Below are 19,828 nucleotides of genomic sequence, written 5' to 3'. Positions count from 1 at the left end.
CTTTTCCTCCCCAATCGTGACAAAACCGGCGGCGGACGGCAGCACGGAACCCCGCGCCACAGCCGTCGGAGCCTTTAGATGAAGTGGTTCAGCGGACCGGGCCCCGCGCCCAGCCGCCATTCGCGCCCGCCGGCCAGCGCGGTGCGCACATAACGCTTGGCCTTCCGCACGGCGACCGGCACCGGATCACCGGACGCCAGGAAGACCGCCACCGCCGAGGAGAAGGTGCAGCCCGACCCGTGGTTGTTCGCCGTCCGCACCGGCTCGCCGCGCAACGTCTCGGCCACGCCGTCGTGCCACAGCACGTCGGCGGCGGTCTCGCTGCCGGTCACCACGACGGCGCGCGCGCCCTGCTTGGCCAGGCTTTCGGCGGCCAGGACCATCTCCTCGGCCGTCTCGACCGGGCTTCCGGTGAGGGCGGCGGCCTCCTGCCGGTTCGGGGTCAGGACACAGTTGTACGACACCAGGGGCGCGACAGCCGCAGTGTCCGCGAGCCGGGCGCCTGACGTGGCGACCAGCACGGGGTCGACGACGAGGTGGGGCAGGCGGCCGGCCCGGTCGGCGATCAGAGCGGCCACGGCGGGGTCGCCGATCATGCCGACCTTGACGGCGGCGACCGGGAAGTCGGCCAGGACGGCGTCGAGCTGGGCGGCGACGATGTCGATCGGGATGGGGTGGATGGCGGTGACGCCGAGCGTGTTCTGGGCGGTGACAGCGGTGATGACGGAGGTGCCGTAGGCGTACAGGGCGGCGAAGGTCTTGAGGTCGGCCTGAATGCCGGCGCCACCCCCGGAGTCGGAGCCGGCGATGGTGAGCACGACCGGCGGCGTCATCGGGCGGCCGCCGCTAGCTCCGCCGCCGCCAGTTCCGGATCGTCGGCGCGCATGACGGCGCCGAGCACCGCGACCCCGCGGGCCCCGGCGGCCACGCAGGCGGCCGCCCGCGACGGCGTGTCGATGCCGCCCAGCGCCAGCCACGGCACCTCACCCGCGAGCGCCGCCGCCTTCTCCGGTCCCAGCGCGGGGCCGTACCCCGGCTTGGTCCTGGTCAGGAAGACCGGCGAGAGCGTCACGTAGTCCTCAGTGGACAATTTCGGCGCGCCATGAGCCGATCTCCCGATCAGGCCGGCGGCGGGCACCGGATCGGCCTCGGCCAGGTGCACCGCGTCGCCGCCGAGCGGGTCCGGCCCGGCGACGATCAACCGGCCCGGCGGCAGCAGGGAGCGCAGTCGCTCGGCGAGCGCGGCCCTTTCGGCGTACGGCAAATCTCTCTCCCGCAGAATGACCCACTCGGCGCCGCCGCGGATCGCCGCCTCGACCACCGGAACCAACGGCCCGGCGGCGGACCGCCGGTCGGTGAGAACGACGAGCCCGCCCGGGATCACCACTGGGCCCGCCCCTCGTCCGATGTGGACGCCAATGCGTGGAAGCGGCGTGGGATGCGCCCGGCCGTGTAGGCCAGCCGTCCCGCCAGCACCGCGTGGCGCATCGCCGAGGCCATCGCCGCCGGGTCGTCGGACCGGGTGATCGCGCTGGCGATGAGCACGGCGTCGCAGCCCAGCTCCATGGCCAGGGCCGCGTCCGAGGCCGTGCCGATGCCCGCGTCGAGCACGACCGGGACGTCGACGCTCTGCCGGATCAGCCGGATGTGGTGTGGGTTGGAGATGCCCAGGCCGGAGCCGATCGGCGAGCCCGCCGGCATCACCGCCGCGCAGCCCACGTCGGCCAGGCGGCGGGCCAGGATCGGGTCGTCGCTCGTGTACGGCAACACGGTGAACCCGTCGCCGGCCAGCGTCTCGGCCGCGCGCAGCAGCTCCACGCCGTCGGGCAGCAGGGTCCGGTCGTCGCCGATGACCTCGAGCTTGATCAGGTCGGTCTCGAAGGCCTCGCGGGCCAGGTGGGCCGTCTTCACCGCGTCGCCCGCCGTATAGCAGCCGGCCGTGTTCGGCAGCACTCGCACGCCGAGCCGGTCGAGCATCGGCAGCAGTCCGGGCCCGGCCGCGTCGACCCGGCGCAGGGCGACCGTGACCAGGTCGGTCCCGGAGGCGACGATGGCCTCCTCCAGGGCGGCCAGGCTGTTGGCGCCGCCCGTGCCCAGAATGAGCCGTGATTTGTCGAACACGGTCAGCCTCCCTGTGCCGCGGTCAGCACCTCGACCGCGTCGCCTTCGGCCAAGGGCACCGCGCTCCACGTCGAGCGGGGAACCACCTCGCCGTTGACCGCGACCGCGACGCCGCGGCGGGCCTCGGTGAGCGTCTCGACCAGGGCCAGCACCGACAACTCGGTCTCGGTGTCGAAGCTGCGCCCGTTGACCGTCAACCGCATCAGAACCTCCCGGGGTCGAAGTCGGGGCATTCCTTGCCGTCCAGCACGAGATCGGCGATGAGCTCGGCGGTGACCGGGGCGAGCAGGATGCCGTTGCGGTGGTGGCCGGCGGCCACGAAAACGCCCTGGCCGATGGGCCCGATCAGGGGCGCGTTGTCCGGGGTTCCGGGCCGGTGGCCCACGGTTGTCTCGGTCAGTTCCAGCTCGGCCAGGCCCGGCACCAGCTCGATCGCGGCCCGCAGCAGGTCGTGCACGCCGCCCGCGGTGACCAGCCGGTCGGTGCGCTCCTCCTGGGTGGCGCCGACGACGATCTCGCCGTCCCGGCGGGGCACGATGTAGACCGGCCGCCCGTCGACCGTCGCGTCGAGCACATGCCGCAGAAGCCCCGGCTCACCCCGCAACCGCAGGACCTGACCTTTGACCGGCCGTACGGGGAGACCGGTGAGCCGCGCGGTGCCACAACCGGCCGCCACGACGACCGTCGTGGCCTCCACATCGGACAGCGACTCGATCCGCTTCGGCACGATCCGGTCGCGCAGCCGCTCGCGGAGTGCGGCGACCACGCGGCGCGGGTCGACCTGGCGTTCCCGCGGTGAATGCACGCCGACGCGCACCCGGGGCGAGAGCGCCGGCTCCAGCTCACGCAACTCCGAGGGGCGCAGCAGCGGCAACTGCTGCCTGGTCCAGACCCGGGCCGCCTCGGCCACGTCGTCCGCGGTCATGGCCAGGCTCAGCGTTCCGGTGTCGTCGTAGCCGACGTCCACGCCCAGCTCGGCCGCGAAGCCGGGCCACAGATCGGCCGACCGTTCCATCAGCCGCACCAGGGCCGGATCTTCGAACGCCGACTCGCCGCCGGGCGCGAGCATGCCGGCCGCGACGTGCCAGGCCCCGTCGTCCCCGTCGTCGAAGACGGTGACGTCCTGCCCGCGCTCGACGAGCCGCCACGCGACAGCCAGCCCGATGATCCCGCCACCGACCACCGCGATGTCGCTCATGCCCGGCCTCCCAAGGCCTGGAGGAAGGCGACCGTGGCGCGGGCCGGGTCGCCGGCGATGGCCGAGATCGCCGCCACGCCGTACGAGTCGAGCAGAGCGACCCGGTCGACGGTGACCCCGCCGATGGCGATGACCGGCGTGCCCGGCACCGCCGCGACGACTTTCCCGACCCCTTCGGGCCCGATCGGCTCGGGAAGCCCGGCCTTGCTGACGGTGGCGAAGGCGGGCCCCACGCCGAGATAGGACGCTCCGTCGTCGACGGCTTTCAGAGCGGCTTCGGGTGTACGGCACGTGGCGCCCACAACCGCGTCGGAGCCCAGAACCCGACGAACCGCGGCCACCGGAAGATCTTCGGCGCCCACATGGACGCCATCGGCGCCGGCCGCCAAGGCCACACCCACCCGGTCGTCGACCAGGCAGAGCGCGTCACCGGCACGCCGGCACACATCGAGGGCGGCGACGGTCAGCTCATAGGCCGCACGATCGGACGACTTCACCCGCACCTGCACGGCGACCGGCCCATGGCCGACCACCCCTCGCACCACGTCGAGCGAGTCGGTGACTACATGCAATCGAGGAAACAACGAACGCTCCTCCCTGCGCCGGCATGACCCGGATCAGGTTCGACGGTCGGGGGCTGCTTCGGCCCCCCTCTCAGCCCGGTGCACCGGACTCCCGTGGGGTTGTGCTCGGACCATAACCGGTCCGCGTCAAGAAAAGCTAGAGTGCCCGTTGTCTCACAGCTTGTAGAACGTCACGTAGTGGTCGGGGGTGAACCAGGTCTCTCTTGTGGAGCGGTTGACCACGATGCGGTAGGCGTCCCGGGCCGCGCCGCGCGTGCGGGAGTAGACGTCGTACTCGCTGTAGGTGGCGTTCAACGGGAGCTGCTTCTCCCGGTTCTGGAACGTGCCGCCGGTGTAGTTGTACTGGCCGTACGGCCACGCGTACCAGCCGCTGCTCGTCGGCCAGCCCAGCGTTGACCAGCCCGTGCGGGCGGTGCGGGCGGCCGAGCAGCGGGAGATCGTGCAGCTCGAGTGGACGGCGGCCTGGGCCGCGTCGGTGCTTGTCGGCGCCACCACGGCCGGCACGACCAGTGCCGTGCCGGAGAGGGCGAAGACCAGGGCGAGGCCGGTGAGGAACCGGCGGAGGCGGGGGTACCGGTCAGCGGTCATGGACGACATCGTGCGACGGTGGGAGGCCGCGCGGTACCTCCCGGTCACATCATTCCATTGACGTTCGCCTATACGTTACCGGCCAAGGCCTCCGACCCAGTCGGTCAGCTCGTTGTCTTTGCCCTGCTGGCGCGGCTGCGGTGGGGTGAAGCCGTCGAACGACGGCGTCGGCAGCACTCCGGTGTCGGACGGGCGCAGCTCGTGGTCGGGGCGCTGGGCGGCGGCCGACGCGCGGGCGGCGACGGAGGCGCGGGCCGCGGCGACGTTCGCGCGGCCGGTGATGGCCTGGGCGGCGCCGGCGCCGGGCAGCGGGCCGGTGGGGGCGCCGGCGGCGGGGAGCGGGCCCGTGGGAGCTCCGGCCGACGGGCCGCCCGCGGCCTGGGCGATCGCCGAGTGGGGCTGGGCGTCGCGCTGGGGCAGCGGCGGGCGGTCGGGAGTGGGCGGAGCGTCGGCGCCGGCCGGGCCGCGCCGGAAGACCGCGGCCAGCACGGAGCCGAAGACCCCGGCGCCGGCGGCCGTCATCGCCGCCCAGTACGGGACCTCCTGGTAGCGGTCGGCGCCCGCGCCGGGGCCGGCGATCAGGTAGGCCACCGTGAGCAGGGCCGGGCCGGGCAGGCCGGAGAGCGCGATGGCCACCAGCGAGTGCCGGCCGCGGCGGGCGGCCAGGCCGATCACCACGCCGCAGATCAGGGCGAGCGCCGGCATCGTGAAGAGCGCGGCCTGGTCGACCGCCTTGTCGGGCAGGATGCTCAGATCGAGCACGCCGAGGCGTACGGAAACCGGGTCTTGACCTGGCCTCAGCGACGGCGCCACCGAGGCGAGCGCCACGACCCACGTGGCGACCGTCAGCGTCAGGATGCTCCAGCGGGCGACGGCGCTGCGCAGGGCCGCGTACGCCGCGAAGATGCCCACGGCCGCGCCGAGCGCGGCGCACGCGCCCACCACGAAGACCGGGTCGACGCCGGTGACCTCGGCCGCCCGGGCCGGCTGCATGGTGAGCGGCACGATGGCGGCCGCGCCGAAGCCGGCCACCACGGCGGGAACGAACCGGGCGCCGGCGGGAGCGCGTTTCGGCAGCTGAGTGCGGCCGACGATGGCGCCGAGCGCGGCCGCCGTCATGGCGAACCACGCCACCCAGGCCAGCTGGGCGATCCACTCGTCACGCGCAGTGACCTCAACGACGCGGGTGAAGCGCAGGACGCCCAACCCGTAGGCCAGGCCCAGCTGAGAAGCCCCGGCCAGCGCGGCAACGCCGAACGAGGCACCCAACAACTTCGCCCAGGTGCGGAAAGTCATGCCCGGCACGTTACGGAATCCTCTCCCGTGAACGCCACTGGGACGTCCGATTCTTAAGGCAGTCCAAAATCCCGCTTAGAAAGCCCTTGTACGCAGCGTGATCTCGCTGCGCCATGAAGAGATCAAGCCATCAAGAGATCATGAAGCTGGGCGCTGCACCGGGCGACCTCGTCCAGGTTGGCCGTGCGGCCGAGCGTGCGGGGACGCGGGATGCGCACGTCGATGATCTCGCGGACCCGGCCCGGCCGCGGGCTCAGCACCACCACCCGGTCGGCCAGCAGCACCGCCTCGTCGATCGAGTGGGTGACGAAGACCGTGGTCGGCGCCTGCTCCATGTGGATGCGCTGGAGCTCGACCGACAGCTCCTCGCGGATCAGCGGGTCGAGCGCCGAGAACGGCTCGTCCATCAGCATCACGCGGGGGCGCCCGATCAGCGCGCGGCACAGCGCCACCCGCTGCTGCATGCCGCCTGAGAGCTCGTGCGGCAGCCTCTTCTCGAAGCCGGTCAGGCCGGTCAGCTCGAGCAGGTCGTGGGCGCGGGTGACGTATTCCGCCTTGCGCCAGCCGAAGATCTGCACCGGCAGCAGCACGTTGTCGAGCACCGACCGCCACGGCAGCAGGGCCGGGCGCTGGAACATCATCGCCACGTCCCGGCGCGGCTTGACCACCCGCTCGCCGGACACCTGGATGGCGCCTCCGGTCGGCGGGAGCAGGCCGGCGATCAGCCGCAGCAGCGTCGACTTGCCGCAGCCGGACCGGCCGACCACGGCCACGAACTCGCCGTCGGCCACCGTGAGGCTCACGTCGCGCAGCGCCTCGACCGTGCCCGAGCGGCCGGTGAAGGTCCGCGACACGTTCTCGACGCGGATCATGAGGCGAGCCGCCAGCGGCCGGCCCGGGCCACCAGCACGGTGAGCGCCTGCGGCATCAGGCCGGAGTGGTTGTCCGGTGTCAGCCGGAGCGGGCCGGACAGGCCGTCGACCTGCGAGGTCTCCAGGATGTCGCGGATGCCCTCGCGGTCGGCGCCGACCCGGGCCACCGCGTCGGCCACCAGGTCGACCGCGTCGGCCGCGAAGGCGGCCACGCCCGAGTAGCTGCCGTAGCGCGAGGTGTAGTCGCGGAACCACTGCTTGCGCGACGATTTCGCCGGCGTGGTCGCGATGACGTCGTCGATGGCCAGGATCTGGGTGAAGACCATCCGGACGTTGTTCGTCGCGGACGAGGCGGCGGCCGGGATGAACAGGTCGCCGGCGGCCGCGGCGTCGAAGTAGACCCGGCCCTTGAATCCGACCTGCTTCAGGTTGACCGCGGCCAGCTGGGCCAGGTCGGGCGCGGTCAGCACCACGATCGCGCTCGGGTTGCCGTCGGCCAGCGTGCCGATGGCCTGGGTGATGTCGGTGGCGGTCGGCTTGACCGCGCGGGCGGCCTGGCGGGTGATGCCGGTGCCGGTCAGCTTGGCGAACAGCGCCCTCTGGGCCCCGCGCCCGTACAGGTCGTCGGAGTAGAGGATCGCGATGTTCTTGGTCTTCGCCTTGCTCAGCTCGGAGACCATCGCCGACGCGTTGTCGGCCGAGTTCGGGCCGATCTTGAAGATGTACCGCCGGCTGGAAACCGGGTTGACGACCTCTTCGGAGGCGCCCAGCGAGATGGTCGGCACCTTCTTGTCGTTGATCGTCTTGGCCGCGCCGACCACGCACTGGTCACAGGCGCCGGAGACGATCGCGGCGACCGAGGGGTCGTCGGCGAACGCGCCGATGTTGCGCATCGAGGACGTCGGGTCGTTCCGGTTGTCCTGCGTGGTCAGCTTGAGCTGCCGGTCGCCGAGCTGGCCCGAGGCGTTCACCTGCTCGATCCGCAGTTGAAGGGCGCGCGCGTACGCGATGTCGACGGCCGACGAATTGTCGAGGTCGGCGGCGATCGTGATCACTTCGGACGCCTTCGGCTGGCCGTCGTCCGAGGAGCAGCCGGCCGCACCGGCGACGAGGAGCATCGATGCCACGGCGGATGCCGCGGTGATGCGGGGGAGCCGCACTGCGGTGCCTCCTAGAAAGGCGATACGGACAAGATGTCCGTTCGAACGCGCCAAACCTTGCCAACGTGAGGGCCCCTGGTCAAGCAGAGGTCCATCGATGGAGCGAGACGCTTGTCTCACATATTGGTTGGAATCTTGCAGTTTGATCGTGACCGGGTCATCACGGAATGTCGTGGTCGGCATATTCGTGCACGTCAAAGAGGTGTGAATGTCGATTGTGGAACTGGCAATGCATCCAACAGTCCGGCGCGGAGTTCGTTTCGGGGAGTTTCCGGACTTCCCAAACCAATGTCCGTTCTGATGAAATTCCCGGGCCGCAGCGCTCAGGCGGGCACGGAGACACGGGGATGACCACGGAGGAGAAGTCGTGAGCACCGGATCTTCGACCCAGGTGGCACGCCGTGGTGTCTTTCCCCGGCTTCGGGATGCGCGCATCCGTTCGAAGCTGGCGCTGATCCTCCTCGTGCCCCTGGCCGCAGTAATCGTTCTCGCCACCACGCGACTCGTCGACATCGGACAGCGCGCGTCAGCCGCCGGTCAGGTGGAGGAGCTGACCAAGCTCGACACCGACATCTCGGCGCTGACCCAGCTGCTGCACACCGAGCGCATGGCCGCGGCGTCCTATCTGGCCGGCCCGGCCGGGGCCAAGCCCGACGCCTACGACACCGCGGTCCGCGACAGCGACGCGCAGATCGCCGTCTACCGCTCGCACCGGGCCGGTGTCGACGACTCGCCCGGCGCGGTGGCGACCGCCTGGCCCGCATCGACGACCACCTCAACACGATGGACGCCACTCGCACGGCGGTCAGCAAGCGGGAGGGCATCGCCGTGGCCGAGGCGGTCTCCCGCTACGGCGTGGTCATCACCGACCTGGTCGCGTACGGCGACTCGGTCAGCCAGCTGGCCGGCGACGGCGACATCGCCGACAGCCTGCGCGCGCTCTCCGCGTTCTCGCGGGCCAAGGCCGGCACCGCCGAGCAGGAGGCGGTCTCGTACGCCGCGCGGGTCGCCAACGACCTCAGCGAGGAGCAGCGGGTCACCTTCATCGCGACGCAGACCAGCCAGCAGGAGGCGCTGACCACCTTCTCGCTGGTCGCCAGCCCCGAGCAGCGCGCCCTGGCCGACAAGGTGGTCAGCGGCGACGCGGTCAACCTGGTCGACGGCGTCGCCACCCAGCTCGGCCGCGGTGAGGCGGTGCCGGCGGCCGACATCACCGAGGCGTTCGGCGCCGTGGTCGACCTGATGCGCTGGGCCGAGCAGCAGCTCGAGTCGAAGATCGTGAAGGCGACCGCGGACGACCGCGACTCCGTCGTCCGGCAGGCCGCGATCGAGTCGGCGCTGGTCGTGATCGTGCTGATCGTCGCCATCGCGCTCGCCGTCATCCTGGCCCGCTCGCTCAACATGTCGCTGCGCCGGCTCCGTGAGGGCGCGCTCGCGGTGGCCAACCGCGACCTGCCCGACGCCGTGGCCAAGCTGCGCGACGCCAAGAACCTCGGCGACGGCGGCGCCGACGACATCGTCCGCCAGGTGCGCGACCCGATCAAGCTGCCCAACCGCGACGAGATCGGCCAGGTCGCCCAGGCGTTCAACGTGGTCCACCGCGAGGCGGTCCGCATCGCGGCCGAGCAGGCGGCCCTGCGCACCAGCGTCTCGACCATGTTCCTCAACCTGGCCCGCCGCTCCCAGTCGCTGGTCGACCGGATGATCGGCGAGCTCGACATGATCGAGCGCAACGAGGAGGACCCGAAGAGGCTGGCCCAGCTCTTCGAGCTCGACCACCTGGCCACCCGGATGCGCCGCAACGACGAAAACCTGCTCGTGCTGGCCGGCGCCGACTCGAGCCCGCCCCGGCGCGAGGACGCGCTGGTCGTCGACGCGCTGCGCGCCGCGCAGTCCGAGGTCGAGCTCTACAACCGCATCGAGTTCGGCACCGTCGACACCGACGTCTCCATCGCCGCGCTCGCGGTCAACGACGTGGTCCGCCTCGTCGCCGAGCTGCTCGACAACGCCACCCGCTTCTCGCCGCCGACCACCGTCGTGGTCGCCGACGGCCGCCGGATCCGCGACTACGTGGTGATCCAGGTCGAGGACCGCGGGCTCGGCATGTCCGAGGAGCAGATGGACCAGCTCAACCGCCGGCTGGCCGAACCGCCCAACGTGGACGTCGCGGCGTTCCGCCTGATGGGTCTGGCCGTCGTGTCCCGGCTCGCCTCGCGCTACGGCATCAAGGTCGAGCTGCGGGCCAACCTCGAGGGTGGCACGGTCGCCCAGGTCACGCTGCCGAGCAGCATCGTCGTCACGCCGCGCCGCTACGACACGTTCGGCGGCGGACCGCGGCCGGAGCTGGGCGCGGCCCCGTCCGGCGGCTGGGACGCCCGGTCCTCCCGGGCCGCCACGGCCACGCTGCCGACCATCGAGCCGCCGGCCCCCGAGCCGGTCCAGGAGATCCCGGCGCACCCGCAGCTGCCGGTCTTCCCGTCGCAGCGCCCGGCGAGCGACCCGGCCGAGGTGCGGCCCACGCCGAACCGCCCGCCGCTGCCGACCCGGGTGTCGAAGACGATCTCGCAGACGCAGAACGCGCCGACGATGAACGGCTTCACCCCGACGATGCAGACGCCGATCGTCGCCCCGCCGGTCTCCACGCCGCCGGTCTCCGCCCCACCGGTTTCCGCTCCTCCGGTCTCGAGCCCTCCTGTCTCGAGCCCGCCCGTCTCGAGCCCGCCGGTCTCCGCGCCGACCGGCGGCTGGGGCGCCGCGCTCGCGGCCATGCCCCCGGTGCCGGCCCAGCCGCTCGCGCCGCCGGCCGAGGACCGCAACGAGGCCCCGATCTTCGTTCAGATGCAGCAGAGCTGGTTCCGCAACCACGACGGGGCGAGCCAGGAGCAGTTCGGCATGCCGACGGCGGGCTACGCGCCCCCGCCGAACGCGGCGCCGGTCGCGTCGGCCCCGACGCCGGCCCCGGCGTCACCGGCGCCGGCGCCGGCGCCCGTGAAAGCCCCGGCACCCGTGTCGCCGCCGCCCGCTCCCAAGCCCGAGAAACGGGCGCCGACGGCCACCGGGCACAATGGACCGTCGGTTCCGAGACAGCGCCCCGCTGAGGAGGACCGGTGGAAGACTGCGGCGGACGACGGATGGAAGTTGGCCATGGCGGCGGCTGAGCCGGTCGACGCCGGCACCACGAGATCCGGCCTCCCCAAGCGCGTACCCCAGGCTCAGCTCGTGCCCGGTGGCGTGCAGCCGGGACCCAAGGCACAGAACCGCCGCAGCCCCGACGAGGTCCGCGGGTTGCTGTCCGCGTACCACCGGGGAGTGCAACGCGGGCGGACGGACGGCACCGCCGAGTCCGCCGCCTCCCAGGCTAAGGAGACCGAACAGTGACCAGGCCCCCCACCATGCAGGACATGGGCTGGCTGCTCAACAACTTCGCCAACAGCGTCGCCGGCATCGCCCACGTCGTGGCCGTGTCCGCCGACGGATTGCTGCTGGCGGCCTCACGCGACCTGCCGGCCGACCGGGCCGACCAGCTGGCCGCCATCACCTCCGGTGTGGTCAGCCTGACCGACGGCGCCTCCCGCATGTTCAACGCGGGCACCGTCCAGCAGACGATCATCGAGATGGAGAGCGGATACCTGTTCCTCATGTCGATCAGCGACGGCTCGGCGATGGCCGTCCTGGCCGCCCGCAGCTGCGACGTCGGCCAGGTCGGATACGAGATGGCGTTGCTGGTCGAGCGGGTCGGCGCGGCGCTCTCGCCGGTCGCGCGTGAAGCAGTCAGTCATTAGAGGCCGGACCGCCGGAACGGGGTGAGGAGCGGATGGGACAGCCACAGGACCCGAGAGGCAACCTTGTGCGCCCGTACGCGGTCACCCGCGGGCGGACGGAACCACGCCGGGACATCCCGATCGAAGCGGTCCTGGTAGCCAGCCAGGCCGGCCTGCAAGAGGCCCGGTTCGCCGGGCATGACAAATACCGCATCGCTGTTCTGTGCGAGGCGAAAGCGCAGTCCCTCGCCGAGCTGTCCGCGCTCTCCCGGTTGCCGCTGGGTGTCGCGCGGGTGCTCGTCGCGGACATGGTGGCCGACGGGCTGCTGTCGTTGCACAGCGCCGCTCCCAAAACTGGGTTCACGGAGCGGATGGACCTGCTGGAAAGGGTGTTAGGTGGACTTCGCAAGCTCTGAGCGGGCGGGGGCGCAACCCAAGGAGATCACCTCCGCGAAGATCGTCGTCGCCGGAGGTTTCGGCGTCGGCAAGACGACGCTGGTCGGTGCGGTCTCCGAGATCGAGCCGCTGACGACCGAGGCCGTGATGACCTCGGCCGGCCAGGGGATCGACGACGCGTCCAAGGTGCCCGGCAAGGGGACCACCACGGTCGCCATGGACTTCGGCCGCATCACCATGGCCGACGACCTGATCCTCTACCTCTTCGGCACCCCAGGTCAGACCCGTTTCTGGTTCATGTGGGACGAGCTGATCCGCGGCGCCGTCGGCGCGGCCGTGCTGGTCGACACCCGGCGGATCGCCGACGCGTTCGCGCCGCTCGACTACTTCGAAAACCGTCACCTGCCGTACCTGGTCGCGCTGAACTGCTTCGACGGCGCACCCCGGTACGAGCCCGACGAGGTCCGCGAGGCGCTGGCCATCCCGCCACACGTCCCGCTGATCATGTGCGACGCCCGCCATCGCGAGTCGGTCAAGCAGGTGCTCGTAGGTGTCGTCGAACACGCGATGGCGACGTTGGTGGCTGAGCAGTCGGGCGGCTATCCGGCCCCCGTCGGCTAAAGATCAGAGGATCGATGTCGTAGCTGGGTGGTGGGTACGGATCGCTGCTCACGCCGAGGGCCGCGGCGGGGTGAGCTGGGCGCTGGCGCGCCCAGAACGCTCACCCCACCACGGCGACGTGCGTGAGTGGTCGCGCTTCTCAAAACCCCGCATACCGCCGGTCAAGGTCCGGGGTCGAGTGTGGTTACATGGCGGCTACGACTCCGCCGTCGACCAGCAGGTCGGTGCCGGTGATGAAAGTGGAGTCGGGGCCCAGCAGGAAAGCGGCGGCCGCGGCGATGTCGGCGGCTGTGCCCTCGCGGCCGGTGCCGGAGGCTTCGATCATTGAGCGCATCATGGCGCCGCTCTCGCCCGACAGCTCCTGGCGGCCCATCGGGGTGGCGATCACGCCGGGGCTGATGCTGTTCACGCGGGCGCCGCGGGCGCCCCAGGCGCGGCTGGCCGTTCGCACCCGTAGCTGGTTGGCCCGCTTGGCGATCCCGTAGGCGGCGCCCGCGTCGGGCAGCGCGCCCGCCTGAAGGAACGGAAGTCCGAGCAGGTCGTCGGCCGCGGTGGTGGCCAGAGCGGCCTCCAGCTCGGCGGGCAGGCGGCCGGCGGCCATGGTGCCGGCCATGCTGGCAATAACCACGCCGGACCCGCCGGGAGCGATGACCCGGCCGAACTCCTCGAGCGCGTACGCGACCCCGGCCAGATCGACCCGCAGGATGGCGTCGACCGGGGCCTGAACCGGCGAGAGCCCGGCGGTGTGCGCCACCTGCGTCACCGGGCCCAGATCGGCGGCCGCGCCGGCCAGCGCCGCCACCGACGCGCGGTCGCCGACGTCGACCCGCTGGGCCGTGACGTCGTAGCCCTCACCGCGCAGGGTCTCCGCGACCCGCTTCAGCGCCACCTCGTCGAAGTCGGCCAGCAGTAGCCGCCGGCCCGCACCCTGACGCCGGGCGATCGCCTCACCCATCCCACCAACACCGACAACAACGACCACAGACATGACCCGCTCCTCAAAACGAGACTTTTTGTCTCGTATAAGCCGCAGCGTACGCCCGTTGCTACGGTCATGACCATGGCCGAAGTGCCCATTTCCCCAGCGCCGACTTCCGCAGCACCACCGCTGTCTCGGCGGGGGCGGGCGCGCAGTGAGTCGACTCGGCGCGCGATTCTCGGGGCCGCGCGTGCTGAGCTGACGGCGCACGGATACGACAAGCTTTCGATCGACCGCATCGCGGCGGCGGCCGGCGCCGGCAAGCAGACCGTCTATCGCTGGTATCCCTCGAAGAGCTCGCTGATCGCCGACTGCCTGATCGAGGGCGATGTCCTCGATGGACCTTCGATTGCCGACTCCGGGGATGTGCGGACTGATCTGCGCGCCTGGCTGCACGCCTTCGCGGCCCAGTTCGACCGGGATGACTCCGCGGCCTTCATCCGGGCCGCCACGGCCGCCGCGGCGGAGAGCGATGAGGTAGCGGCCCGGTTCTACGAGGCGACCACCGCCGGGGCCGAGGCCGAGCTGACCGCGCGGCTGCTGGCGGCGGCCGAAGCTGGTCAGCTGCGCCGGGGCGTCGTGCCGGGGGCGGCGGCGCAGGCTCTGATCGGGGCGCTGCTCTATCGCCTGTTGACACGGCAGCCCTTCAGCGTTTCTTTCCGTGACGACCTCGTTGACACGCTCTGTGGTGAATCTTGAAGCGTGACCACTCACGCACGTCGCCGTGGTGTGGTGAGCGTTCTGGGCGCGCCAGCGCCCTGCTCGCCCCGCCGCGGCCCTCGGCGTGAGCAGCGGTCCGTACCCACCACCCAGCTACGACATCGCCTTTGAAATCTTGCGCCGGACGCGGAATCCCCTGGGCCGGCCCGACGACGGCAGTCTCATGCCGGTAGGCGATATCCCCGTTTGACCACGGTTTGGACGACGCCGGGGATCGACAGGCCCGCTCTCAAGCGAGCCACTGCCATCTCGACGGCGTGTTCGTCGGCGCCCCGGGGGAGGGAGTGCAGCAGGGCGGCGCGGGAGAGCACTCGCCCGGGAGCGGAGGCCAGCGCGCGGAGAACGGCCATCGGAGCGGGCGCCAACGGGCGTAGCTCTCCGTTCACGATTGCTGCGTGGCCACGCAAAGTTATGGTGTGGCCCGCTACCTCCAGTGAGACGGCGCGCTTGGGGAGTTCGTCGGCGATGGTGCGGACGAGCGCGCTCAGCCGGGCTCGCGGGGGCGCCACCACCGGAATGTCGTGGCGGCGCAGGGGAGCGGCGGTGACCGGGCCGGCGCAGGCGACCAGGACGTCGGAGCGCAGCGCCTCGAGCACGGCGTCGGCGGCGGGACCGGCCGCGCGGAGCAGGGCGGTCACGGCGGGGGCGGCGGTGAAGGTCACCGCGTCGACCAGACGGCCGGTGATCAGGTCGACCAGGCGGTGCAGCGGGGCCGGATCGGCCGGGGGCGCCCAGCGGTAGACCGGGACCTCGATCACGTGGGCGCCGTTCTCGCGCAGCGCCTCGGCGTATTCGGGCTGGCTCTCGCCGTGCAGTTGCATCGCGACGGTCCGGCCGGCCAGGCCCCGGGCCCGGAGGTGCTCGACGACCTCTTCGTAACTTTCGCCCTCGGGGGACCACTGGTCGTGCAGGCCGGCGGCGCGGACCGCGGCCCGGGCCTTGGGGCCACGGGCGATCAGATAGGCGCGCGAGAGCACCGTGCGCAGCGGCTCGGACAGGCCCCAGCCGTCAGCCGCCTCGAGCCAGCCGCGCATGCCGATGCCGGTGGTGACCAGCACGACGTCGGGTGGGGTCTCCAGGCAGGCCCGGGTGGCCGCCCGGAGCTCGGCGTCGTCGGCGATCGGGACGATGCGCAGCGCCGGCGCCAGGACCACGCGGGCGCCGCGGCCCTCGAGCAGGCTCGCGAGCTCGTCGCGGCGACGGTCGGACGTTACTCCCACCGTGTAACCGGACAACTCGGACCGGTTGGCCACCTGGCTGGTCATGTTTTCCGAAGAAGTCGCGACGCGGCCGGCCGGTCCACCGAAGGGCACGCTCGGAGCCCGCCGTCCTCAGCGTCGACCCGCTCCCATGTCACGCTTGCGTTCTCCGCCGTACCTCCGGCCGGCGCGCGCCGCGACTCCTTCTCGCCGAACCGGGGAACCGGCTCGGCGGACACCGTCAGGTCCGTCCTCAACCCTGACGGTGGCTCTTCCATAGTGCGTCGGCCCGCGGCGTGCCGGCGATGACCGGCCCGCTTCGTCGAGGTCCCCGCACCGATGGCCATGCCGGAAGCGTGCCTTCCGGGAATTTCGCCCTCGCGTCCCGTTTGTTTCGAGCCTGCTAACCGTCGCTGGGTTGTGACCTCGGTGACCTTGGATCCCGGTGTCGGGCGTGTTCGAAAGGCCGGGTATGCTTGGCTCGCATATGTTTGGAGGTCACGTCGGCCTGGGTTTCATGAGGGCGACGGCGCGACCGCCGATCGCTGTGACCCTGCACGTTTTGACCACGCGCCGCGCGGCCGGGTATTGTTGCCTGCTGTTGTGCGACAGCTGCGAGCGTGCCCCCCGGGGTAGGCTTGATGTTCGCGTTCGCCGCGACCAGCGCGCGACCCCAGACCGACGACAAGACAAGGTAATTCTGTGCGTACGTACAGCCCGAAGCCGGGTGAGATCGAGCGTCAGTGGCACATTATCGACGCTTCTGACGTCGTCCTGGGCCGCCTGGCCACCCACACCGCGACCCTTCTGCGCGGCAAGCACAAGCCGACCTTCGCGCCGCACGTCGACACCGGCGACTACGTGGTGATCATCAACGCTGGCAAGGTGGCCCTGACCGGCAACAAGCGGCAGACCAAGGTCGCTTACCGCCACTCGGGCTACCCGGGCGGTCTCAAGCAGGTCGGCTACGAGGAGCTGCTCACCAAGCGCCCCGAGAAGGCGATCGAGCTGGCCGTCAAGGGCATGCTCCCGCACAACAAGCTCGCGCGGCAGATCATCAAGAAGCTGAAGGTCTACCCGGGCGCTGAGCACCCGCACGCCGCCCAGCAGCCCCAGCCGTTCGAAATCAAGCAGATCGCGCAGTGAGCGCGGGAGAAGGCAGCAGCATGTCCGACATCATCGAGCCCGAGGTCGTCGAGACCGTCGAGGAGCCCGCTGAGACGGTCGTCGTGGTCGAGACGCCCGCGCCGGCCCCGGTCCGCGCCCCGCGTCCCGGTGACCGTCCGATCCAGACCGTCGGCCGCCGCAAGGAGGCCATCGTCCGGGTGCGTCTCGTGCCCGGCAGCGGCAAGATCACCTGTAACGGCCGCGAGCTGGAGAGCTACTTCCCCAGCAAGGTGCACCAGCAGCTCATCCGTGAGCCGCTCGTCACCGCGGAGAAGGAAGAGCAGTTCGACGTGATCGCCAACCTGCGCGGTGGCGGCATCACCGGCCAGGCCGGCGCGCTGCGCCTCGGCATCGCCCGGGCGCTCATCACGAACGAGCCCGACGACCGTCCGGCTCTCAAGAAGGCCGGCTTCCTCACCCGTGACGCCCGCGTCAAGGAGAGCAAGAAGTACGGTCTCAAGAAGGCCCGCAAGGCTCCGCAGTACTCGAAGCGCTGATTTTGCGCCGAGTCTGACACGGCCGGGTTGCGCCCCTCGCGGGGCCGCGGCCCGGCCGTTTGCGTTCCCTCCCCTTCATCGACGCACGCACCCCGGATCGGCCCCTCCCTTCCCTGGGCCGCCGGCGAAAGGAAACCGCCATGGGGCGACTCTTCGGCACCGACGGCGTACGCGGGCTCGCGAATGGCGACCTCACCCCCGAACTGGCCCTGTCCGTCGCGGTCGCGGCCGCCCGCGTGCTGGTCGAGAGCGACGGCAGCCACCCTCCGCTGGCGATCGTCGGCCGTGACCCGCGGGCCAGCGGCGAGATGCTCGAGGCGGCCGTCGTGGCCGGCCTGACCAGCGCCGGCGCCAACGTGGTGCGGGTCGGCGTGCTGCCCACCCCGGCCGTGGCCTACCTGGTCGCGCAGACCGGCGCCGACCTGGGCGTGATGCTGTCGGCCTCGCACAACCCGATGCCCGACAACGGGATCAAGCTCTTCGCCGCGGGTGGCACCAAGCTCCCCGACGAGCTGGAGGAGCGCATCGAGAAGGCCATCGAGGACGGGCACGGTCTGGTCGGCCGTCCCACCGGCGCCGGCATCGGCCGGGTCAACGACCTGCTCGACGGGGCCGAGCACTACATCAAGCACCTGGTCGGCTCGACCCCGCACTCGCTGGCCGGGATCAAGGTCGTGGTCGACTGCGCCAACGGCGCGGCCAGCGAGGTCGCCCCGGTGGCCTACGAGGAGGCCGGCGCCGAGGTCATCGCGATCCACGCCGAGCCGGACGGCCTGAACATCAACGACGACTGCGGCTCCACCCACCTGGAGAAGGTGCAGGCGGCCGTCCTCGAGCACGGCGCCGACCTGGGCATCGCGCACGACGGCGACGCCGACCGCTGCCTGGCCGTGACGGCCGCGGGCGAGGTCGTCGACGGCGACCAGATCATGGCGATCCTGGCCCTGGCCATGCGCGACGCGGGCACGCTGACCGACGACACCCTGGTCGCGACCGTGATGAGCAACCTGGGCCTGCGCATCGCCATGAAGCAGAACGGCATCAAGCTGCTCGAGACCAAGGTCGGCGACCGGTACGTGCTGGAGGCGCTGGCCGCGGACGGCCTGGCCCTGGGCGGCGAGCAGAGCGGGCACATCGTGATGCCGGCGTTCGCCACCACGGGCGACGGCGTGCTGACCGGCCTGCACCTGATGGCCCAGCTCGCGGCGAGCGGCAAGTCCCTGGCCGACCTGGCCTCGGTGGTGCACACCCTGCCCCAGGTCCTGATCAACGTGAAGGTCGGCGACCGGGAGGCCGGCGCGGCCGCCCCGACGGTGCAGGCGGCCGTGGCCCTGGCCGAGGACGAGCTGGGCGAGACCGGCCGGGTGCTGCTGCGCCCGTCGGGCACCGAGCCCCTCGTCCGGGTGATGGTCGAGGCGGCAACCGAGGAGCAGGCCCGCGCGGTGGCGTCGCGGATCGCGGACGAGGTGCGGGCGGCCAGCCCGGCTAGCTAGAGAGCTTGGAAAGGCGGCGGGCTGCCTCCTCGATGACCTCTTCGCGCTTGCAGAAGGCGAAGCGGATGAGGTGGCGGCCCGCCGCTTTGTCGTCGTAGAAGACCTGGGTGGGTACGGCCACGACACCGCACCGCTCGGGGAGGGCGCGGCAGAACTCGATGCCGTCCGTGCCACCCGACCGGGTGATATCGGCCGTGACGAAGTAGGTGCCCTCGGAGGGCAGGACGTCGAAGCCGGCCTCGGTGAGGCCGGTGACGAGCCGGTCGCGCCGGGCCTGCAAGCCGGCGCGGAAGCCGGTGAAGTAGTCGTCGGGCAGGCCGAGAGCGACGGCGACGGCGGGTTGCAGCGGCCCGGCGTTCACAAAGGTCAGGAACTGCTTGACCCGCATGAGGGCGGAGACGAGCGGGGCCGGGCCGGTGGCCCAGCCGACCTTCCAGCCGGTGCAGGAGAAGGTCTTGCCGGCCGAGGAGATCCGCAGCGTGCGCTCGCGCATGCCGGGCAGGCTCGCCAGTGGCACGTGGGGCTCGGCGGCGTCGGTGAAGACCAGGTGCTCGTAGACCTCGTCGGTGACGGCGTACGTGCCGTACTCCTGGCAGAGACCGGCGATCAGGATGAGCTCGGCGCGGGTGAAGACCTTGCCGGTGGGGTTGTGCGGCGAGTTGAGCAGGACGAGACGGGTGCGCGGGCCGAAGGCGGCGCGGAGCTGTTCCTCGTCGAAGCCGTAACGGCCGTCGGGGCCGGGGCGCAGGGTCACCGGGCGGCGGACGGCGCCGGCGAGAGAGATCGAGGCGGCGTACGAGTCGTAGTAGGGCTCGAAACAGACGACCTCGTCACCGGGCTCGCAGAGGGCGAGGATCGCGGCCGCGACGGCCTCGGTGGCGCCGACGGTGACCACGATCTCGGAGTCGGGATCACGAGACAGGCCCCAGAAGCGCTGCTCGTGGGCGGCGACGGCCTGGCGCAGGGCGGGAATGCCGGGCAGCGGCGGATATTGGTTGGCGCCCTCGCGGAGGGCCCGGGCGGCGGCGTCGAGCATCTCGGCCGGTCCGTCGGTGTCGGGGAAACCCTGCCCGAGGTTGATCGAGCCGGTGCGGACGGCCAGCGCGGACATCTCGGTGAAGATCGTGGTGCCGAACGGGCGCATCCGTTCGACGAGGGGATCGCTCGTCATCGTCC

General features: G+C 71.7%; 20 protein-coding genes, 1 pseudogene and 1 riboswitch. Of the genes and pseudogenes, 8 read left to right on the top strand and 13 right to left on the bottom strand.

The features are described from left to right. Positions 1-74: 74 nt before the first annotated feature. The 10 genes from thiD to ACFY36_RS24385 form a co-directional block, all read right to left on the bottom strand. Positions 75-833, bottom strand: a complete 759-nt coding sequence (thiD, locus tag ACFY36_RS24430) for a bifunctional hydroxymethylpyrimidine kinase/phosphomethylpyrimidine kinase (protein WP_499748273.1) — start codon at positions 831-833, stop codon at positions 75-77. Then, positions 830-1,387, bottom strand: a complete 558-nt coding sequence (locus ACFY36_RS24425; RefSeq protein ID WP_499748272.1) for a thiamine phosphate synthase — start codon at positions 1,385-1,387, stop codon at positions 830-832. The genes thiD and ACFY36_RS24425 overlap by 4 nt, the downstream gene beginning before the upstream one ends. Continuing rightward, a complete protein-coding gene (locus ACFY36_RS24420; RefSeq protein ID WP_499748782.1) occupies positions 1,381-2,127 on the bottom strand; it encodes a thiazole synthase in 747 nt (248 codons plus the stop codon). Before ACFY36_RS24420 ends, ACFY36_RS24425 begins: the two co-directional genes overlap by 7 nt. Then, positions 2,124-2,324 (bottom strand): sulfur carrier protein ThiS, encoded by a 201-nt coding sequence (gene thiS / locus ACFY36_RS24415; RefSeq protein ID WP_499748271.1) that lies wholly within the window; start codon positions 2,322-2,324, stop codon positions 2,124-2,126. Before thiS ends, ACFY36_RS24420 begins: the two co-directional genes overlap by 4 nt. Next, positions 2,324-3,319: a glycine oxidase ThiO gene (thiO, locus tag ACFY36_RS24410; RefSeq protein ID WP_499748270.1), complete on the bottom strand. Its 996-nt coding sequence runs from the start codon at positions 3,317-3,319 to the stop codon at positions 2,324-2,326. The genes thiS and thiO overlap by 1 nt, the downstream gene beginning before the upstream one ends. After that, a complete protein-coding gene (locus ACFY36_RS24405; protein ID WP_499748269.1) occupies positions 3,316-3,903 on the bottom strand; it encodes a thiamine phosphate synthase in 588 nt (195 codons plus the stop codon). The genes thiO and ACFY36_RS24405 overlap by 4 nt, the downstream gene beginning before the upstream one ends. Beyond that, positions 3,897-4,008: riboswitch (TPP riboswitch) on the bottom strand. (Overlaps the previous gene by 7 nt.) Before the next feature lie 48 nt (positions 4,009-4,056). Next, entirely contained in the window at positions 4,057-4,491 is a 435-nt protein-coding gene (locus tag ACFY36_RS24400; protein WP_499748268.1) for a ribonuclease domain-containing protein, read from the bottom strand. A gap of 75 nt (positions 4,492-4,566) precedes the next feature. After that, positions 4,567-5,787: a hypothetical protein gene (locus ACFY36_RS24395; protein ID WP_499748267.1), complete on the bottom strand. Its 1,221-nt coding sequence runs from the start codon at positions 5,785-5,787 to the stop codon at positions 4,567-4,569. Positions 5,788-5,909: 122 nt separating this feature from the next. Beyond that, positions 5,910-6,659 carry an ABC transporter ATP-binding protein gene (locus ACFY36_RS24390; protein ID WP_499748266.1) on the bottom strand — a complete coding sequence of 250 codons (750 nt, stop codon included), beginning with the start codon at positions 6,657-6,659 and terminating at the stop codon, positions 5,910-5,912. Next, entirely contained in the window at positions 6,656-7,777 is a 1,122-nt protein-coding gene (locus ACFY36_RS24385; RefSeq protein ID WP_499748781.1) for an ABC transporter substrate-binding protein, read from the bottom strand. The genes ACFY36_RS24390 and ACFY36_RS24385 overlap by 4 nt, the downstream gene beginning before the upstream one ends. Before the next feature lie 409 nt (positions 7,778-8,186). Here ACFY36_RS24385 and ACFY36_RS24380 point away from each other — a divergent pair. The 4 genes and pseudogenes from ACFY36_RS24380 to ACFY36_RS24365 all read left to right on the top strand — a co-directional run bounded on the left by ACFY36_RS24380 (position 8,187) and on the right by ACFY36_RS24365 (position 12,597). Continuing rightward, positions 8,187-11,197, top strand: a pseudogene (locus ACFY36_RS24380) (sensor histidine kinase). Beyond that, complete coding sequence (locus ACFY36_RS24375) at positions 11,194-11,601, top strand: roadblock/LC7 domain-containing protein (RefSeq protein WP_097322740.1); 408 nt, start codon at positions 11,194-11,196, stop codon at positions 11,599-11,601. Before ACFY36_RS24380 ends, ACFY36_RS24375 begins: the two are co-directional and overlap by 4 nt. A gap of 32 nt (positions 11,602-11,633) precedes the next feature. After that, complete coding sequence (locus ACFY36_RS24370; protein ID WP_097322739.1) at positions 11,634-11,996, top strand: DUF742 domain-containing protein; 363 nt, start codon at positions 11,634-11,636, stop codon at positions 11,994-11,996. Continuing rightward, positions 11,977-12,597: a GTP-binding protein gene (locus ACFY36_RS24365; RefSeq protein WP_097322738.1), complete on the top strand. Its 621-nt coding sequence runs from the start codon at positions 11,977-11,979 to the stop codon at positions 12,595-12,597. The genes ACFY36_RS24370 and ACFY36_RS24365 overlap by 20 nt, the downstream gene beginning before the upstream one ends. Before the next feature lie 184 nt (positions 12,598-12,781). Here the strand turns inward: ACFY36_RS24365 and ACFY36_RS24360 are convergent, their stop codons facing one another. Then, positions 12,782-13,585 carry an SDR family oxidoreductase gene (locus tag ACFY36_RS24360; protein ID WP_499748265.1) on the bottom strand — a complete coding sequence of 268 codons (804 nt, stop codon included), beginning with the start codon at positions 13,583-13,585 and terminating at the stop codon, positions 12,782-12,784. Between the two features lie 72 nt (positions 13,586-13,657). On the opposite strand from ACFY36_RS24360, the gene ACFY36_RS24355 reads away from it, so the two are divergent. Continuing rightward, a complete protein-coding gene (locus tag ACFY36_RS24355) occupies positions 13,658-14,275 on the top strand; it encodes a TetR/AcrR family transcriptional regulator (protein ID WP_499748264.1) in 618 nt (205 codons plus the stop codon). A gap of 182 nt (positions 14,276-14,457) precedes the next feature. Here the strand turns inward: ACFY36_RS24355 and ACFY36_RS24350 are convergent, their stop codons facing one another. Then, positions 14,458-15,561 (bottom strand): uroporphyrinogen-III synthase, encoded by a 1,104-nt coding sequence (locus ACFY36_RS24350; protein WP_499748263.1) that lies wholly within the window; start codon positions 15,559-15,561, stop codon positions 14,458-14,460. A gap of 636 nt (positions 15,562-16,197) precedes the next feature. On the opposite strand from ACFY36_RS24350, the gene rplM reads away from it, so the two are divergent. The 3 genes from rplM to glmM all read left to right on the top strand — a co-directional run bounded on the left by rplM (position 16,198) and on the right by glmM (position 18,652). Continuing rightward, on the top strand, positions 16,198-16,641 hold the full coding sequence (rplM, locus tag ACFY36_RS24345; RefSeq protein WP_499748262.1) for a 50S ribosomal protein L13: 444 nt from the start codon (positions 16,198-16,200) through the stop codon (positions 16,639-16,641). Between the two features lie 20 nt (positions 16,642-16,661). Beyond that, a complete protein-coding gene (gene rpsI, locus ACFY36_RS24340; protein ID WP_245923377.1) occupies positions 16,662-17,159 on the top strand; it encodes a 30S ribosomal protein S9 in 498 nt (165 codons plus the stop codon). 140 nt (positions 17,160-17,299) lie between these two features. Further along, a complete protein-coding gene (gene glmM, locus ACFY36_RS24335; protein ID WP_499748261.1) occupies positions 17,300-18,652 on the top strand; it encodes a phosphoglucosamine mutase in 1,353 nt (450 codons plus the stop codon). Here the strand turns inward: glmM and ACFY36_RS24330 are convergent. Beyond that, positions 18,645-19,823: a pyridoxal phosphate-dependent aminotransferase gene (locus ACFY36_RS24330; protein ID WP_499748260.1), complete on the bottom strand. Its 1,179-nt coding sequence runs from the start codon at positions 19,821-19,823 to the stop codon at positions 18,645-18,647. The genes glmM and ACFY36_RS24330 overlap by 8 nt on opposite strands. Positions 19,824-19,828: the final 5 nt, after the last annotated feature.

Source organism: Actinoplanes sp. NPDC000266 (assembly GCF_042899005.1).
In the GTDB taxonomy this organism is placed as follows: domain Bacteria; phylum Actinomycetota; class Actinomycetes; order Mycobacteriales; family Micromonosporaceae; genus Actinoplanes.
This window is presented reverse-complemented; position numbering and strand designations above follow the sequence as displayed.

Bases quoted from the DNA above. Each gene is read 5' to 3' on its own strand.
- thiO (WP_499748270.1), bottom strand. From the start codon at position 3,319: ATGAGCGACATCGCGGTGGTCGGTGGCGGGATCATCGGGCTGGCTGTC.
- ACFY36_RS24370 (WP_097322739.1), top strand. From the start codon at position 11,634: ATGGGACAGCCACAGGACCCGAGAGGCAACCTTGTGCGCCCGTACGCG.
- thiS (WP_499748271.1), bottom strand. From the start codon at position 2,324: ATGCGGTTGACGGTCAACGGGCGCAGCTTCGACACCGAGACCGAGTTG.
- ACFY36_RS24400 (WP_499748268.1), bottom strand. From the start codon at position 4,491: ATGACCGCTGACCGGTACCCCCGCCTCCGCCGGTTCCTCACCGGCCTC.
- ACFY36_RS24385 (WP_499748781.1), bottom strand. From the start codon at position 7,777: ATGCTCCTCGTCGCCGGTGCGGCCGGCTGCTCCTCGGACGACGGCCAG.
- thiD (WP_499748273.1), bottom strand. From the start codon at position 833: ATGACGCCGCCGGTCGTGCTCACCATCGCCGGCTCCGACTCCGGGGGT.
- ACFY36_RS24360 (WP_499748265.1), bottom strand. From the start codon at position 13,585: ATGTCTGTGGTCGTTGTTGTCGGTGTTGGTGGGATGGGTGAGGCGATC.
- ACFY36_RS24355 (WP_499748264.1), top strand. From the start codon at position 13,658: ATGGCCGAAGTGCCCATTTCCCCAGCGCCGACTTCCGCAGCACCACCG.
- ACFY36_RS24330 (WP_499748260.1), bottom strand. From the start codon at position 19,823: ATGACGAGCGATCCCCTCGTCGAACGGATGCGCCCGTTCGGCACCACG.
- ACFY36_RS24395 (WP_499748267.1), bottom strand. From the start codon at position 5,787: ATGACTTTCCGCACCTGGGCGAAGTTGTTGGGTGCCTCGTTCGGCGTT.
- rpsI (WP_245923377.1), top strand. From the start codon at position 16,662: ATGTCCGACATCATCGAGCCCGAGGTCGTCGAGACCGTCGAGGAGCCC.
- ACFY36_RS24350 (WP_499748263.1), bottom strand. From the start codon at position 15,561: ATGACCAGCCAGGTGGCCAACCGGTCCGAGTTGTCCGGTTACACGGTG.
- glmM (WP_499748261.1), top strand. From the start codon at position 17,300: ATGGGGCGACTCTTCGGCACCGACGGCGTACGCGGGCTCGCGAATGGC.
- ACFY36_RS24390 (WP_499748266.1), bottom strand. From the start codon at position 6,659: ATGATCCGCGTCGAGAACGTGTCGCGGACCTTCACCGGCCGCTCGGGC.